This is a genomic window from Chromobacterium sp. CCUG 76385, from assembly GCF_059916625.1.
Window position 1 is genome coordinate 1 of record NZ_JAUCGU010000027.1, and the last position, 14,829, is coordinate 14,829.

General features: G+C 64.0%; 15 protein-coding genes. 8 read left to right on the forward strand and 7 right to left on the reverse strand.

Annotated features, from left to right (window positions below; all coding sequences use genetic code 11):
* Window positions 1-135: 135 nt before the first annotated feature.
* Window positions 136-1,350 carry an HD-GYP domain-containing protein gene (locus QUG01_RS15530; RefSeq protein ID WP_500830879.1) on the reverse strand — a complete coding sequence of 405 codons (1,215 nt, stop codon included), beginning with the start codon at window positions 1,348-1,350 and terminating at the stop codon, window positions 136-138.
* A 666-nt stretch (window positions 1,351-2,016) separates the two neighbouring features.
* Between QUG01_RS15530 and pyrB the strand changes: the two genes are divergently transcribed.
* From pyrB to QUG01_RS15545, 3 genes are all read left to right on the forward strand, one after another.
* Window positions 2,017-2,937 carry an aspartate carbamoyltransferase gene (gene pyrB / locus QUG01_RS15535; RefSeq protein ID WP_043625707.1) on the forward strand — a complete coding sequence of 307 codons (921 nt, stop codon included), beginning with the start codon at window positions 2,017-2,019 and terminating at the stop codon, window positions 2,935-2,937.
* A 25-nt stretch (window positions 2,938-2,962) separates the two neighbouring features.
* Window positions 2,963-3,421: an aspartate carbamoyltransferase regulatory subunit gene (gene pyrI / locus QUG01_RS15540; protein WP_103318890.1), complete on the forward strand. Its 459-nt coding sequence runs from the start codon at window positions 2,963-2,965 to the stop codon at window positions 3,419-3,421.
* Between the two features lie 254 nt (window positions 3,422-3,675).
* Window positions 3,676-4,986 carry a chloride channel protein gene (locus QUG01_RS15545; protein WP_500830880.1) on the forward strand — a complete coding sequence of 437 codons (1,311 nt, stop codon included), beginning with the start codon at window positions 3,676-3,678 and terminating at the stop codon, window positions 4,984-4,986.
* On the opposite strand, the gene QUG01_RS15550 is transcribed toward QUG01_RS15545, so the two are convergent.
* The 3 genes from QUG01_RS15550 to QUG01_RS15560 form a co-directional block, all read right to left on the reverse strand.
* The gene (locus QUG01_RS15550) at window positions 4,943-5,470 is read right to left on the reverse strand and encodes a GNAT family N-acetyltransferase (RefSeq protein WP_043625712.1); all 528 of its coding nucleotides are present in this window, start codon (window positions 5,468-5,470) and stop codon (window positions 4,943-4,945) included. The genes QUG01_RS15545 and QUG01_RS15550 overlap by 44 nt on opposite strands.
* Before the next feature lie 64 nt (window positions 5,471-5,534).
* On the reverse strand, window positions 5,535-6,407 hold the full coding sequence (locus QUG01_RS15555) for an NYN domain-containing protein (RefSeq protein WP_500830881.1): 873 nt from the start codon (window positions 6,405-6,407) through the stop codon (window positions 5,535-5,537).
* A 53-nt stretch (window positions 6,408-6,460) separates the two neighbouring features.
* Complete coding sequence (locus QUG01_RS15560) at window positions 6,461-7,276, reverse strand: substrate-binding periplasmic protein (RefSeq protein WP_500830882.1); 816 nt, start codon at window positions 7,274-7,276, stop codon at window positions 6,461-6,463.
* A gap of 120 nt (window positions 7,277-7,396) precedes the next feature.
* Between QUG01_RS15560 and QUG01_RS15565 the strand changes: the two genes are divergently transcribed.
* Window positions 7,397-7,612 carry a hypothetical protein gene (locus tag QUG01_RS15565; RefSeq protein WP_500830883.1) on the forward strand — a complete coding sequence of 72 codons (216 nt, stop codon included), beginning with the start codon at window positions 7,397-7,399 and terminating at the stop codon, window positions 7,610-7,612.
* Here QUG01_RS15565 and QUG01_RS15570 read toward each other — a convergent pair whose 3' ends face one another.
* The 3 genes from QUG01_RS15570 to QUG01_RS15580 form a co-directional block, all read right to left on the reverse strand.
* Window positions 7,613-8,155: a DUF2059 domain-containing protein gene (locus QUG01_RS15570; RefSeq protein ID WP_500830884.1), complete on the reverse strand. Its 543-nt coding sequence runs from the start codon at window positions 8,153-8,155 to the stop codon at window positions 7,613-7,615.
* 81 nt (window positions 8,156-8,236) lie between these two features.
* The gene (locus QUG01_RS15575) at window positions 8,237-9,181 is read right to left on the reverse strand and encodes a substrate-binding domain-containing protein (protein WP_500830885.1); all 945 of its coding nucleotides are present in this window, start codon (window positions 9,179-9,181) and stop codon (window positions 8,237-8,239) included.
* A 32-nt stretch (window positions 9,182-9,213) separates the two neighbouring features.
* Window positions 9,214-9,810: an alpha/beta hydrolase gene (locus QUG01_RS15580; RefSeq protein ID WP_500830886.1), complete on the reverse strand. Its 597-nt coding sequence runs from the start codon at window positions 9,808-9,810 to the stop codon at window positions 9,214-9,216.
* Window positions 9,811-10,147: 337 nt separating this feature from the next.
* On the opposite strand from QUG01_RS15580, the gene QUG01_RS15585 reads away from it, so the two are divergent.
* From QUG01_RS15585 to QUG01_RS15600, 4 genes are all read left to right on the forward strand, one after another.
* Entirely contained in the window at window positions 10,148-10,858 is a 711-nt protein-coding gene (locus QUG01_RS15585) for an acyl-homoserine-lactone synthase (RefSeq protein WP_500830887.1), read from the forward strand.
* A 60-nt stretch (window positions 10,859-10,918) separates the two neighbouring features.
* Complete coding sequence (locus tag QUG01_RS15590; protein ID WP_500830888.1) at window positions 10,919-12,247, forward strand: 3-dehydroquinate synthase II domain-containing protein; 1,329 nt, start codon at window positions 10,919-10,921, stop codon at window positions 12,245-12,247.
* A 63-nt stretch (window positions 12,248-12,310) separates the two neighbouring features.
* Window positions 12,311-13,402: an SDR family oxidoreductase gene (locus QUG01_RS15595; protein WP_500830889.1), complete on the forward strand. Its 1,092-nt coding sequence runs from the start codon at window positions 12,311-12,313 to the stop codon at window positions 13,400-13,402.
* Window positions 13,403-13,413: 11 nt separating this feature from the next.
* A complete protein-coding gene (locus tag QUG01_RS15600; RefSeq protein ID WP_500830890.1) occupies window positions 13,414-14,826 on the forward strand; it encodes a hypothetical protein in 1,413 nt (470 codons plus the stop codon).
* The last annotated feature ends 3 nt before the right edge of the window (window positions 14,827-14,829 follow it).

Below are 14,829 nucleotides of genomic sequence, written 5' to 3' on the forward strand. Positions count from 1 at the left end.
AATGACTATGCGGCGCGCGAAACGCCTCGATTCGGCGCAAAACGCATCCCGGCGCGACCGCTCTCCAAACGTCAACAGCCCCTAGCGTGATGGACGGCGAGATGGCGGAACGCCCGGCATGGCCGGGCTTCCGCCCTACAGGAAGCGCAGCGGGTCGATGTGCCACTTCTCCGGCGACTCGTGCTTGACGATCTTGTCGCCGCCGCCCGCGCCCATGCGGCGCGACAGGTCCACGATTTCCGGCTTGATGTGGGTATTGCTCTTGATGCTGAAGAACACCTTTACCTTGGGGCTGATCAGATTGTGGTCGTTCTGCTCCACCACCACGCCCAGCCTGCCGCTTTCCAGCCGCACCAGGGTGCCGATGGGATAGATGCCGATGGCGCGCATGAAGGCTTGCACCAGCTCCGGGTTGAAGTGGAATTTGGACCATTCGTAAATCTTGCGCAGCGCGTCTGTCGGCGACATGCCCTGGTGGTAGCAGCGGTCGGAGGTCAGCGCGTCGTAGACGTCGACGATGGCGGCCATCTGTCCCAGCTGAGAGATCTCGTCGCCTTTGAGGCCCGCCGGATAGCCGCTGCCGTCATGGCGTTCGTGGTGCTGGCCGGCCACCTGGATGGCGATTTCCGGAATGCCAGGCGTGGCATGCAGGATTTTCTGGCTTTCCACCACATGGCACTTCATCACCTTGAATTCCTGCTCGCTCAGCTTGCCCGGCTTGTTCAGGATGTCGTCCGGCACCTTCATTTTGCCGATATCGTGCAGCATGCCGCCGATGCCGGCGTGATGGATGGCCTCGCGGCTCATGCCCAGCGCGTTGCAAAAGCTGACCATCAGCGCGCCGACGCTGACCGAGTGCTGGAAGGTGTAGTTGTCCTTGTCCTTGATCCGGCATAGCGACAGCAGCGCGCCGTTGTTGCGCAGAATGGATTCGGTCAGCTTTTCCACCTGCGGCTCCACCTGTTCCAGCTGCACCTGCTTGCCCAGCCGCACATCCTGCAGGATGTGGCGCACGATCAGGTTGGCTTCGTTGTGGACCAGCTGCGCGCGGCCGAACTCTTCCGCCGCCTCCACTCGCCGCGGCGTCGTGGTTTGCCGGCTGGCGATTTCGATCAGCTCGCTTTCCAGCTGTTTGCGCACTTCGCCTTCCGTCGGAGCCGACGGCAGATCCAGGCCCTTGCTGGTGTCGATGTAGACTTCGTGAATGCCGGCATCGATAATTTTCTGGATCTCCGCTTCCTTGCGTACCAGGAAGCGGTTGACCAGAAAGGGGTGGGACATCCAGTCGCTGTTCAAGTCGTGGATGTACATGCCGACCTTGAGGTCGGAGATCGCTATGCGCTTGATCATGTCGCGTATGGGGGATGCAAGTTGTCCATGCGCCGCGGAGGGCGCTTTCTACAAGCATCAGCCTCGCGGGGGCGATTTGCAAGGGCGCAGCTTGATCTGTTGCAAATCGACCAGGTGTTAGGGGCTGTTGACGTTTGGTGGGCGGTCGCGCCGGGATGCGTTTTGCGACGAATCGAGGCGTTTCGCGCGCCGCATTTCATTCTCTGCCAGCGCGAAACAACGAAGAGTCGGCGCGAAAGGCGCCCGGCCCTGCGGGTTTGGCGTAGCTCAAACGCGATCCACTCACCAAACGTCAACAGCCCCTAAGACCGATTAACTGAAATCCCGATATGGCCTTGTGCGTCTTGTTTCAGCCCCTGTGCCGCTTTTTGCCTGTTGTCGGCAAGGCCATAGTAGAGAGGGGCTGGCGGAAAAATCGCATGCCGCAGCGGGCATTAGCCTTGCCGACATAGTGGGAAATGCGATATATTCCGACAATTTTGTTCGGAACGCAGGCATGAAACAGGCAGCAAGACAGCGAAGCAGCATCAGCGACACCCGTCTGAGTGGCGCGGCGGCGTTGTTGTTCCGCGCCATCGTTCCCGACGTTCCCGTATTCCGCAAAAAAAGCCCCTGAATCCAGGGGCTTTTTTTTCGTCCGCAACCGCCAACATGAGGAAAGCGATCATGGCCAATCCACTGTACCGCAAGCACATCATCTCCATACCCGACTTCAGCCGCGAGGAACTGGAACTGGTGGTGGAGACCGCCAGTCGCTTGAAGCAGAACCCGCGCAGCGATCTGCTGCAGGACAAGCTGGTGGCCAGCTGCTTCTTCGAACCGTCCACCCGCACCCGGCTGTCGTTTGAAACCGCGGTGCAACGCCTGGGCGGCAACATCATCGGCTTTGCCGACGGCGGCAATACCAGCGCCAAGAAGGGCGAAACGCTGGCCGACTCGATCAAGATCATCAGCTCCTACACCGACGCGGTGGTGATGCGCCACCCCAAGGAAGGCGCGGCGCGGCTGGCCAGCGAGTTTTCGGCGGTGCCGGTGATCAACGGCGGCGACGGCTCCAACCAGCACCCGACGCAGACCCTGCTCGACCTGTTCTCCATCCGCGAGACCCAGGGCCGGCTGGATGGCCTGACCGTCGCCTTCGCCGGCGATCTGAAATACGGCCGCACCGTGCACTCGCTGGCGCAGGCGCTGTCGCTGTTCGGCGCGCGCTTCTATTTTGTGGCGCCGGAGGTGCTGGCGATGCCGGACTACATCTGCGAGGAGCTGGACGAGAAGGGCATTCAGTACACGGTGGCGGAGAGCCTGGAAGACGTGATCCCGGAAGTGGACGTGTTGTACATGACCCGCGTGCAGCGCGAGCGCTTCGACGAGGCCGAGTTCAAGAAGATTCAGGGCCAGTACGCGCTGCGCGCCGAAATGCTCAAGTCCGCGCGTCCCGGCATGAAGGTGCTGCACCCGCTGCCGCGGGTGGACGAGATCGCGGTGGATGTCGACGCCACGCCGCACGCCTACTACTTCGAACAGGCGAAGAACGGCGTGTATGCGCGCCAGGCGCTGCTGTCGCTGGTGCTGAACGAAACCGTGTAATCAGGCAAGAAAAGAGGACAAGATCATGCAATACACCCGCACCGTAGAAGCGCTGAAGCAAGGCACCGTGATCGATCACATTCCAGCTGGCGAAGGCGTCAAGATCCTGCGCCTGTTCAAGCTGGCTGAGAGTGGCGAGCGTGTCACCGTGGGCCTGAACCTGGTGAGCCGCCACATGGGCAGCAAGGACCTGATCAAGGTGGAGAATGTGGCGCTGACCGAGGAGCAGGCCAACGAGCTGGCGCTGTTCGCGCCCCAGGCTACCGTCAACGTCATCGAAAACTTCGAAGTCGTCAAAAAGCATAAATTGACGTTGCCGGAGGCGGTGGAGGGCATTTTTTCCTGCCCTAACTCCAACTGCATATCTCACAACGAGCCAGTGATCAGTTTCTTCTACGTGAAAACCGTCGCTAACGACACAAAAATGAAATGCAAGTATTGCGAAAAAGTGTTCAGTAGGGATATTGTTGCAGAAGTGCGCTGAGTCGTACAAAGGACGAGAATAGAGAAAATCAAGAACAAGCACTGCACTGACAGTCGCTGTAAAAAAAAGAGGAGCGCCGCAGGCAACTGCGGCGCTTTTCGTTTTCCGCGCGGCATTGCGCAGCCCTGGCATAGCTGACTATGCTGCGGACAGCGCGCTGCATCCGGCCAAAATCGGCGCAAACGCGATCCACGCGGCAAACGTCAACAACCCCTAGGCTTGACGCCAGTCGCCTTCACCGAGCTTCCGTTCGCATGCACTTGTCGCCCAAACTGCACCGTCTTGTTCTGATCCCCTTGTTCGCGGCCGCGTGCGGCGTGCTGGGCGCTTTGCTGGTGCTGTGCTTCCAGGCCGCGCTGCATGCGCTGGCGTATCTGCTGGGCGGGCATGCCAGCGGTCTGGTGGAGATCGCCAGCCGGCTGGCGCCGTGGCAACGGGCGTTGGCGCCGGTCTTGGGCGGACTGCTGGCCGGCGTGGTATTGGAGCAGGGCCGGCACCTGTTGCGCGGCGCGGCCGCCGGCGACTACCTGGAGGCGGTGCGCGTAGGGGATGGCCACCTGAGCCTACGCCGCACCCTGGTCAACAGCCTGTCCTCGCTATGCACCGTCGCCAGCGGCGGCTCCATCGGCCGCGAAGGGGCGATGGTGGCGCTGTCGGCGCAGGGCGGCTCCTTGTTGACCCGGCTATTGCCGATGAGTTTGCCGCAACGGCGGCGTCTGGTGGCTTGCGGCATCGCCGCCGGCTGGGCCGCCGCCTATCATGCGCCGGTGTCGGCGATGGTTTTCGTGTGCGAGGTGGTGTGGCGCCGGCTGGATGCGCGTTCGCTGCCGGCCTTGGCTTTGGCGGCGCTGACCGCCAGCCTGACGGTTAATCATCTGTTTGGCTTGTCTCCCTTGTATCCACCCCCGCCGTTGCCGGCGCCCGGCGCGCTGGCGCTGGCCGGCTATTGCCTGCTGGCCTTGATGTTGGGCGCTTGCGCCCCGCTGTTTCTGCTGCTGATGGAGCTGGGCCGGCGCGCTTTCGCCCGCTTGCCCTGGCGGCTGCCGCTGCGGATGGCGCTGGGGGGCGCGGTGGTGGGCAGCCTTGCCTGGTTCTGGCCGCAGATGTGGGGCAACGGCTACAGCACGGTATCGTGGCTGCTGGGCCATCAGCCGGCCTGGCAGCTGGTATTGACGCTGCTGCTGTGCAAGTTGGTGGCGACGGCGGCGACCAGCGGTTCCGGCGCGGTGGGCGGCATTTTTACGCCTATGCTGTTCGCCGGCGCGGCGTGCGGCGCGCTGGCCGGCCAGCTGTTGAATCTGGCTTTGCCCGGCTGCTTGCCCGGTGGCGGAGCGGTGCTGGTGGGGATGGCGGCGTTCTTGGCGGCGACCGCTCAGGCGCCGTTGTTGGCGGTGGCGATGCTGATGGAGCTGACCGGCGCCTGGAGCATGCTGTTGCCGGTGGCGCTGGTCGCGCTGCTGGCTGCGCGCGTCGGCCGCTTGCTGGGCGGCCGCGCGCTCTATCACGATGAGACTGCAGGGATCAGGCGTCGGCTGCCGGGCCGTTGGTGGGGTCGCCGTCGATGAAGCGCTGCAGATAGACCAGGTCCAGCCAGCGGCCGAACTTGAAACCGACTTGCGGCAGGCGGCCCACCTGGACGAAGCCCAGCTTCTCATGGAAGCGGATGGAGCCCTCGTTTTCGGCGTCCACCGCGCCCAGCATCGTGTGTTTGCCCAAGGCCTGGGCGCGCGGGAACAGCGCCTGCACCAGCGCGGTGCCTATGCCCTTGCCGCGGGCCTGTTCGGTCAGGTGCACGCTGTGCTCCACGGTGAAGCGGTAGCCGGGGCGGGTGCGGAAATCGCCGAAGCTGGAGAAACCCAGCACGCGGCCATCGTCTTCCTCGGCCAGCAGCACCGGGTAGCCGGCGGCGGTGCGATCCTGGAACCACAGCGCGAATTCGCCCGGCGTCAGCGGGTCGTCGTTGTAGACGGCGGTGGTGGTGGCGATCACTTCGTTGTAGATGTCGAGTATCGCAGCCAGGTCTTCCAAGTTGGCTTCACGAATCTGCATGATCTGTCCTTGCGTGAGGTCGTAGGGGCCTTGAATCAAGGCTTGTGCAATTAGCGTGCCAGTTTCAGCCGGCAGACGGGGTTTTCTTGCGCGGACTGCGCTTCTTGCGGGCAGGAGCGGCCGGAGCATCGTCAGGTTCGGCCGCTGGGGCCACTGGCGTGTCCGCGCTGGCCGGTTCGCCGTCATGGCGCAAGCGGATTTCGCTATGCAGCTTGGAGCCATTGCGGCTCTCCTGCACCGTCAGGAAATCCAGCTTCTTCACCATCTGCGACAGCCGGCTATGCCCCCAATTGCGCGGATCGAACGAGGGGTCGTTCTTGGCCAGATAGGAGCCGACGGCCGATAGTTCGGCCCAGCCGCTGTCGCGCGACACCGCTTCGATCGCCGAGGTGAACATGTCTTGCAGCGGGTGGCGTTCCTTCGCCGGCGCCGGTTTGGCGCGCGCGCGGCTGGCGCGGGTCTTCGGGGCGGCCGGTTCCGCCTTGGCCTTGGCCGGCGGGGCCGGGCGCAGCACTTCGGTGAACACGAATTTATCGCAGGCGGCGATGAAGGGGCGCGGCGTCTTGGACTGCTCGCCCAGGCCGATCACGGTCAGCCCGGCCTCGCGCAGCCGGGTGGCCAGGCGGGTGAAGTCGCTGTCCGACGATACCAGGCAGAAGCCATCGAAATTGCCGGTGTAGAGCAGGTCCATCGCGTCGATGATCAGCGCCGAATCGGTGGAATTCTTGCCCTTGGTGTAGGCAAACTGCTGGATGGGCGAGATGGCGTACTGGTGCAGCACTTCCTTCCAGCCCTTCAATTGTGTCGTGGTCCAGTCGCCATAGGCGCGCTTGACGACGGCGGTGCCGTATTTGGCCACTTCGGCCAACAGCTCCGCGATCAGCGACGACTGGGCGTTGTCGGCGTCTATCAGTACCGCCAATTTGCGGTTTTCCATTGATGCTTTCGGGTAGGGCGACGCTACATGCTAAGCCGGGCTTTTCGCATCTGTCAAAACGGCGGCGATTCGGGTTGCTGGCGAGCGTTCTGCAGCGCATGTTCCACGATGCCGTCTATCAGGCCTTCCCGTTTCATTTCGGTCAATGCCTGGTTCAACTGTTTGAGGAAGTCCTGCTTGTACGGGAAGCGGCCGCCGTCGCGGTCGGTGAAGCCGACATAGCCTTGTTCTTCCGATACCGTGACCGCCTTGGTCAGTTGTCCGGCCGAGTACAAATGCTCCTGCTGCAGCCGGGCCAGTTCAAGCTGGATGGCCAGATCGTCGTTCAGATAACAGTCCAGGCGGCCGCGTATCACCTTCAATAGATTGATGTGGGCATTGGCTGCTTCCTCCAGCTGGATTTGTTCCTGCGCCACCCGTTGCCAGAATGCGGCTCCTCCCGGCTTGAAGCCGGCATTGTTGCCAATGCGCAAGCCCAGATAGTCGTCCGGCCAGTTAGGACGGGGTCGAAGCATGGTTTCGGCGCGGCAATACACCGCCACGCGCTCGGTCAGCATCGGCACCGAGTAGGGCTGCATGAAGGGGCGGTCGCGCGGCCGGAAGTATGGCGGCGACAGCGCCAGCGCGCGGCCGCTCTCCACTTCCGCCAGGCCGCGTTTCCACGGCACCGGCCGCAGTTGGATCCGGTAGCCGGACAAGCGGGCCGAGGCGGCGCGGAGGATGTCGTTATAAATCCCCTGCGCCTGGCCGGCCACCTCGTAGGAATACGGTGGGTAGTCGTTGTCGGTCAGGATGGTGACGGTCTGCGCCGCCGCGCAGGGAAGCGCGAAGACGGCGATCCAGATCAGGCAGGCGGTGGACAGGCGCATGGGAAAGGGGCGCGGGCAAAAGCGATATGCCAGTTATAGCCCGTGTCGCTGGCTTGGGATGGCATGGCTTTTGCGTAAGAGCCTGTTAAGGATAGAGGCAGGACAATCGGGGAGAGTGCGATGAGAACTGCGGCGCCGGTAAAAACCAGCGATATGGTGGTGTTCAACTATCGCCGTCCGGTGCGGGCGCGGCGGGTCGAACTGCAGGGCGGCAGCCGGCTATGGCTGGTGGAGATGCTGGACACGCGCGGCCAGGTGTGGGTCTGGCAGGACGAGTGGGTCGGCGCCGACGCCGCGCTGGAGCGCGCGCGCCGGCTTAGCCTGATGCTGGAGTGATTACTTCTTGGCGATGGTCTTGCCGTAGGCTTCGGCTGCGGCCTGCATCTTCGGCAGCAGGGTCTTCTCGGCGGTCTTCAGCGTTTCGCCGGCGATGCCGTTGATGATCTGCGGCTGCTGCTTCATGAACTTCTGACCGGCCGCGCTCTTGTAGAAAGCGTTGATCTGCTTCAGTTCGTCGGCGCTGAACTGAGTGCTGAAGTTCTTGACCACGGTTTGTTCAAACTGGGTCTTGACCGCTGCCGAGCCAAAGTAGTCGGCGGCCAGCTTGTGGATGTTGTCGCCGTAGCCTTTCAGGCCGGCTTGCACTTTCTTCTGTTGCGCCTCATTCAGCTGGATCTTGTTCTTGACGAAGTATTCCTGCAGCAGCGGCACGGCGCTGGCGGAGGTGCGCTGCGCCAGATCCGGCAGCATATTGTCGAGATTCAGCGTGGCGGCCAGTTCCTTGGCTCCGGCATCCTGGGCCGCGTCGGCATGCGCCAGCAGCGGCAGGGTGAGCAGCAGGGCGGCGAGGCCGGCCTTCAGCGGGCGGGAAGCAAACATGGCAAATCCTTTGATCTGGTGAAAGATATCGGATCGGCAGTGTGACACCGCCAGGCGGGAAGGTCAAAGCGGAACGGGCGATCAATGGCTGCCGGCGGACGGCAGCGGGCTTTGCCAGCCGCGGTAGGCGGCGAGATTGTCGCGGGTCACCAGGGTGACCGGCACCTTCACCGTGCGCGCCGTTTTTTGCCCTTGCCGCAGGCGCTGTCCCAGCAATACCGCTTCGCGGCCTATCCGATACGGCGATTGGCTGGCCGAGGCGATGATGGGCCCGGGCAGGCGCAAGGCCCGCTCGATGTCCGGCGAGCCATCCACCGAGGCGATTCTGACGCGGCCGGCCTCCTGCGGCGGCAGCGCCTTGGCGCAGCCCAGCGCCTGGCGGTCATTGGTGGCGAACACCGCGTCTATGGCGGCGAAGCGCGCCAGATCGCTTTGCAGTGCGCGCTGGCCGCCCAGGCTGGAGCCTTGGCCGTTGACGCCGTTCAGCACGCGGATGCCGGGAAAGGATGCCAGCGCGGCGTGGCAGCCGGCGATGCGGTCGCTGACCGAACTGACCGGCGGCCCGCTCTGGATCAGCAGCGCGCCCTTGTCCCCCAATTGCTGGGCCAGGTGGCGGCAGCTGATTTCGCCGGCCTGGCGGTTGTCCGACTTCACCGTGCCGTCGGCGCCCGGCGCATCCACATCCACCGCCACCACCACGATGCCGGCGGCGCGCGCCGCCCGCACTTGCGGCGCGATGGCGCGGCTGTCCACCGCGCCGAGCAGGATCAGGTCCGGTTTCTGCTCGATCAACTGCCGCATTTGCTCGCGCTGCCGCGGCAGGTTGAAGTTGGCGGACAGCGAGGTGACCTGCACCGATGGATTGAGGCTGTGCGCGGCCTGGATCGCCCCGCGCGTCAGCGCTTGATAGAACGGATTATCCAGCGCGCCCACGGTGATGCCTATCCGTTGCGGCGCGGCGGCTTGCGTCGGCGCGCAGGCGAGGAAAAGCGGCAGGCTGGCCAAAAGGACGGTGGCGAGGCGCATGGCGACGGACCGCGGGACAAAGATGCTTCAGTCTAGACCAAAGCCGAGTGGGCTGGGTCGGCCAGGGATTGCAGGCGGTGGCCGGCGCGCGTCGCCAGCCGCAACAGCAAGGGCCAGCCTTCTTCCCATTGGCGGTGGCCGGAGTCGATATTGATATGGCCGGCGTGCTGCAGCCAGGTGATCGGCGCCTGCCAGTAGCCGGCCATGCGCGCGGCGCGCGCCGATTTGCAGAACGGATCGTTGCTGCTGGCGACGATCTGCGCCGGGAAGGGCAGCGGCTGGCGCGGCACCGGGGCGAAGTTCATCAGCTCCGCCGGCGCGAAGGCGCGCTCCACGTCGGCCGGCGCCACCAGCAGCGCGCCGGCGATGCGGTTCGGGTGGCGGGCCGCGTAGTGGGCGACGGTGACGCAACCCAGGCTGTGGGCGATGACCAGCGGCGGTTTGCGGCAGCGCGCCAGCGCCGCGTCCAGGCCGTCCAGCCAGTCTTCGAGTTGCGGGCGTTCCCAGTCGGCGTTGTCCACCCGGCGCGCGCCCAGGCGGCGCTGCCAGTGGCTTTGCCAGTGCTCGGCGCCGGAGTTGCGCCAGCCGGGCTGGATGATCAGATCAAATGCTTGCAGCGGGGGGAGCATGGCTGGCCTTCGCATGGGTCGATGTCTGGACTGTAGCGCGCGGCGATCTGCAATAAAAATAATAATGAATTGATTTGTTATTCCTTCAGGGAATAAATTGCCCGTTCAGCCACCGCGATTCATCCCTTTTCGAAAAACCATGGCGGCAAACCGCCAACCAAAGAAAGCCGCCATCGACAATTTGCCATCGCTGCCGCGCCACTCGCCTCAGACCAACCTAACAGTTCTGCTAGCTTACGCCCGCCCCTACCAGTCACTACGATGCAGGCCAGGTCAGACAGCCCGGCTTGCGGTTCGAGTCGATCCGCAAGTTCATGAAAGAAAACATGAATTTTTTATGAACCAGGTCAGCGCCTGTGGCGTGAAATCCGGCGTGGCCCGTCCCGCAATGTGGAAGGCGATGTGTCGAATGAATGGTTCCGCTTTGAATGTGCAGATTGTCCGGCGCGAACTGCTGCCGATGGCCGACTTTGAAAACATGCTGCGACTGCGCGCTCGGTTTTTTTACGACCGCATGGGGTGGGATGTACGGGTGGAAAACGGGATGGAGCGGGACGGCTACGACGAGATCGATCCGCATTATCTGCTGATGAAAAGCCACGATGGCGGCGTGCAGGGCTGTATGCGGCTGCTGCCAACGCTGGGGCCGAACATGCTGCGCGATGTGTTCCCGTCGCTGCTGGCCGGCCGGGCGGTGCCGGCTGACGCGCAGGTCTGGGAAATCTCCCGTTTCGCGCTGAACCTGGATGGCTCCTGCCGTCACCACGCGCAGCGGCTGAAGCATATTCGTTCCGCACTGCATCAACTGGCCTGTTTTTCCCGGGAACACGAGATCCACCGCTTTGTGATGGTCACCACTCCGATGGTGCAGCGCTTGCTCGCCCAGCTCGATATCCGAGCCCAGGCGCTGTCGGCACCGACCCGCTTCGGTGTGGCCGAGGCGTTGGTGTTGTCGGTGCCGCTGACTGCGGCCAACCGCCGCGCGGTGGCTCCGCCCGTGTTGTCGATGCCACCGGCGTCGCCCGTCCTCATCCGGGCCTGGCAGTGAAGCTGGCCTTGTTTGTCTCATTTTCTCGCAACCGCTGTTGCTAAATCACCTGGAACCATCATGGATCAAACTCTGAGCAAACGTCCGTCCGCGAGCGCGGAAAAAACTGCAGCGGCCGATAAGGCCACAGCCCACGACAAGCCGACGGATCCACGCCATCCCACGACGCCGCGCGAGCCGGTGCCGCCTAGCAACGCCGCGCTGTCTCCGTTCACCACCGGGACGCGCAGCCACAACAATGTGCTGTGGTACGACTCCAAGGTGCTAGCGGCGCTGAGCGAAGAGGGCTGCCGTGCCATCGTCCAGCGTCTGGGCCAAGGCCGCTACAACGGCGTCGTGCTCTACGCCGACAATCTGAAAACGCTGAGCCAGGCGGTGTCGCCGCGCTTGCAGCGCGTGCTGCACATCGAATCGGCCGAGCAGTGGGCCGAGTTATCGGCACAGATCGCGCCCACCGCCGACAAGGAGCGAATCCAAGTCTCGGTGATTTCCAGCAGCCAGCCTTCGCTGCTGGCTGCCGCCCGCGCCGCCGGCTTCCGCACCAGCTGGCGCGCCCACGTCGACAATGCGGCATCGCTGCATGCCTCCTTCCACGACGGCATGCACTATGACTTCCTGATGGTGTCGTTCAAGGATCCCACCAATATTCCGCTGGAACTGGTGATCGCCGAACTGCACAAGACCAACACCGTGCTGCTCAAGGAAGTGAACCAGGACGTGGACGACGCTGTAATCGCCCTGGGCGTGCTGGAGCTGGGTAGCGACGGCGTGCTGGTGGCCTTTACCAATATGGAGCAGTTCGACCGCTTCGCCCACAAGCTGGACGCGCAGGCCACGCCGCGGATCGATATCCAGGTCGGCGTCATCGATCGCATCACCCACTTGGGTCTGGGCTACCGCGCCTGCATCGACACCACCCATATGTTCAACCCGGATGAAGGCATCTTGGTGGGATCCACTTCCACCGGCGGCATCCTGTGCTGCCCCGAAGTCTTCCACCTGCCCTATATGGAACTGCGGCCATTCCGCATCAACGCCGCTTCGGTGCACAGCTATGTGTTCCAGGCCAATGACCGCACCAGCTATATCAGCGAGTTGCGCGCCGGCAGCACGCTGACCACAGTAAATGCCCGCGGCGAAACCCGCCAGATTTTCGTTGGCCGCACCAAGACCGAAATCCGCCCGCTGCTGTTGATCGAGGCAACCTTTCCGCAAAACCGCAAGGTCAACATCATCATGCAGGACGACTGGCACGTGCGCGTATTCTCCGACGAGGCCAAGCCGCGCAACGTCACCGAGCTGAAGCCGGGTGACCGCGTGCTGGGCTTCGGCACCGAGCCGGGCCGCCACGTGGGCGTGAAGGTGGACGAACACATCATCGAACTCTGACCCGTCGCGGAAGCGCCCCGCCCGGGGCGCTTCGACGGCTCATCGCGCAATGAGGAGCATCAAGTGCATCAGATTCTGATTACCGGCGTCACCGGCTTTGTCGGCAGCGCCCTGGCGGCAAACTTCCTGGCGCGCGGCGCCCGCGTGCTGGCTGTATCGCGCAATGATCCCGACGGCATGCGCACCATCAACGCGGTCGTGGCCGCGGCGCAAGGCTTCGGACTCGATATCCGCGGAGCGCTGGCGAACCACCTGGACGTCGTCAACGTGGACTTTGCCCATCTGGAAGACACTTTGGATGACGCCAGACTGGCCGGCGTCACCGAGGCATGGCACGTGGCGGCGGAAATGAGCTACTCCTCCCGCAAGCTGTCGCAATCCTTTGCCACCAACGTCGGCAACACCAGCCGGCTGTACGAAACGCTGAACCGCAAGGCTCCCGCCTGCCGCCGTTTCTATTACGTTTCCACCGCTTATGTGGCTGGCATGGAAGGCGGTATCGTCAAGGAAGAGCTGCACGCCAACAGCCACCTTATCAATACCTATCAGACCACCAAGTGGAGCGCCGAGCACTCGTTGCATCTGCTGTTTCACCGCCACGGCCTGCCAGTCACCCTGTTCCGTCCCAGCATCGTAGTCGGCCACAGCCGCACCGGCTGGGCGCTGCGCAATGGCTTCGGTTTTTACATGTTCCCCTGCGCGATGGCGGCCGCAGCCCAGGCCGGCCTCAAGGAATTGGCGGTCGATCTGGTGGCTGACAGCCATCTCGACTGCATCGGCATCGACCAGCTGGCGGCAGACGCCTGCACGCTGACGCTGCGTCAGCAGCAAGGGCGCGACTTCGAAGTGTTCCATTGCGCCGGCGGCAACGGCCCGCGACTGGAGGAGGTGGTGCGCATGTGGGGCGAGGTGGCGGGTCTGCGCGCCGTGCTGGGCACGCCGACTTCGGATTTGGAGCTGAAGTTCGACCGCGCCGTGGAGCCGAACCGTCCGTTCGCGAACCAGACTTGGCAATTCGACCGCAGCCGGCTCGACGCGGCCACGGAACGCAGCGCGCCGCTGGCGCCGCTGTCGCTTGAGGCGTTGCGCAGGATGTGCGTTTGGTATGCCGACGACGCCGCAGCCGAACAGGCCGCGCTGGCGGAAGCGAACTGAGGAGGAGCGCCGTGATCTCTCAGACCGCCACGCAACCTGTCCGCGCGACTGTCGCGGAGGCACGGCGACTCGATGCCTTGTCGGAGCTGTTCGTCCACTTGGGCGAGCTGACCAACGTCAACACCAACCAAATACTCGTCGTCGAAGGCTGCCTGGACGCGTCGCTGTTGGAACAGAGCGCGCGTCTGGCCATGTCGGGCATCCCGCTGTTGCGCGCGCAACCGCTCGCAGGCCGCGCCGAGCTGCGCGCCGACGCCTTCGTTCAGCCGCACCGCCTCGTCGCGCATCGCGAATGCGAGGGCCCGTGCGATCTCGGCGACGCCGCCTTGCGCCGCTTGCTGATGGACTTCAGTTTCCACAACCGGCTCAACTGGCGCGAGCGTCCGCCCATTCAACTGCTGTTGGTCACCTCGACGGATCGCGGCAGCAGTTGCGTCTATTTAAGCACGCACCACGGCGTAGCCGACGCGCGCAGCGACAGCCTGCTGTTTCGGCGCATCATCGACCACTACGCCCATTTGAGCGGCGCGACGGCCATGCCGCCCGTCATGAAACCGCTGCCGTTCAATACCCTGCCCGAGATCCGGCCGGACTGGTACCGCCCGCTGGCGCGAACCATGCGCTGGCTGCGCGGCTTTTGCAGCGTGGCCGCCGACTTGGTGCACCGCGATGTCGGCTTGCGCGTGCCGTTAACCGGCTCGCGTTGGGAGGGCCATGCCGCGCAGCCGGATATCGGCGAGCTGGATTTCTTTCACAGCGTCATACCCGAGGCACTGTCCGCCCGGCTGGCGCGGGTGGCGCGCGCCAGCGGCGTCACCCTCAATACCTTGCTGTGCGCGGCGCTGGCGCGGCATCTCGAGCAAAGCGGCGGGCATGCTAGGGGCATGTTGAGAATTACCTGCGCCGTCAGCCTGCGTCGGCTGATCGACGAACATTACGACCAAAGCTTCCGCAATTACCTGGTGCCCAGCAAGATCCGCATCCGCCAGGGGCTCGCGGCGAGCGCGCTGGTCCAAGCCGTGCATCGGGCCATCGGCGCGGCGCGGGCCGATCGGCAAGTGAGCGACGAGCTGGGCCGGCTGGAAGCGCTGCTGCTGGCGCTGCGCATCCCGTCGCTGCACGGCCTTGCGCGCAAACTGCTCGAGTACTGCCAAGGCACGAACGCCTGCTACTCCAACCCCGGACGCATCGAGGAGGATTTCTCTAGCTTCGGTTCGCCGCGGCACCCCACCCGGCAGTTCATCGGCTTTGGCTGCGTGGTGCCGCCGTACGACTTCATTCTCTATACCCCTACGGTCAATGGGCGGATGCAGTTGGACGTGGTCTACCGTCGCGCCGCATTCAGCGATATCAGCCAGCAATTCGCAGCGCCTCTGCTGAATCGACTGCAGCAATTGCTCGACGAACTCGAACCGACTCTCTAACCC

Coding starts and splice junctions, on each gene's coding strand:
- pyrI (WP_103318890.1), top strand. CDS start 2,963: ATGCAATACACCCGCACCGTAGAAGCGCTGAAGCAAGGCACCGTGATC.
- QUG01_RS15580 (WP_500830886.1), bottom strand. CDS start 9,810: ATGCTCCCCCCGCTGCAAGCATTTGATCTGATCATCCAGCCCGGCTGG.
- QUG01_RS15570 (WP_500830884.1), bottom strand. CDS start 8,155: ATGTTTGCTTCCCGCCCGCTGAAGGCCGGCCTCGCCGCCCTGCTGCTC.
- QUG01_RS15560 (WP_500830882.1), bottom strand. CDS start 7,276: ATGCGCCTGTCCACCGCCTGCCTGATCTGGATCGCCGTCTTCGCGCTT.
- QUG01_RS15565 (WP_500830883.1), top strand. CDS start 7,397: ATGAGAACTGCGGCGCCGGTAAAAACCAGCGATATGGTGGTGTTCAAC.
- QUG01_RS15590 (WP_500830888.1), top strand. CDS start 10,919: ATGGATCAAACTCTGAGCAAACGTCCGTCCGCGAGCGCGGAAAAAACT.
- QUG01_RS15550 (WP_043625712.1), bottom strand. CDS start 5,470: ATGCAGATTCGTGAAGCCAACTTGGAAGACCTGGCTGCGATACTCGAC.
- QUG01_RS15530 (WP_500830879.1), bottom strand. CDS start 1,350: ATGATCAAGCGCATAGCGATCTCCGACCTCAAGGTCGGCATGTACATC.
- pyrB (WP_043625707.1), top strand. CDS start 2,017: ATGGCCAATCCACTGTACCGCAAGCACATCATCTCCATACCCGACTTC.
- QUG01_RS15585 (WP_500830887.1), top strand. CDS start 10,148: ATGAACCAGGTCAGCGCCTGTGGCGTGAAATCCGGCGTGGCCCGTCCC.
- QUG01_RS15545 (WP_500830880.1), top strand. CDS start 3,676: ATGCACTTGTCGCCCAAACTGCACCGTCTTGTTCTGATCCCCTTGTTC.
- QUG01_RS15555 (WP_500830881.1), bottom strand. CDS start 6,407: ATGGAAAACCGCAAATTGGCGGTACTGATAGACGCCGACAACGCCCAG.
- QUG01_RS15575 (WP_500830885.1), bottom strand. CDS start 9,181: ATGCGCCTCGCCACCGTCCTTTTGGCCAGCCTGCCGCTTTTCCTCGCC.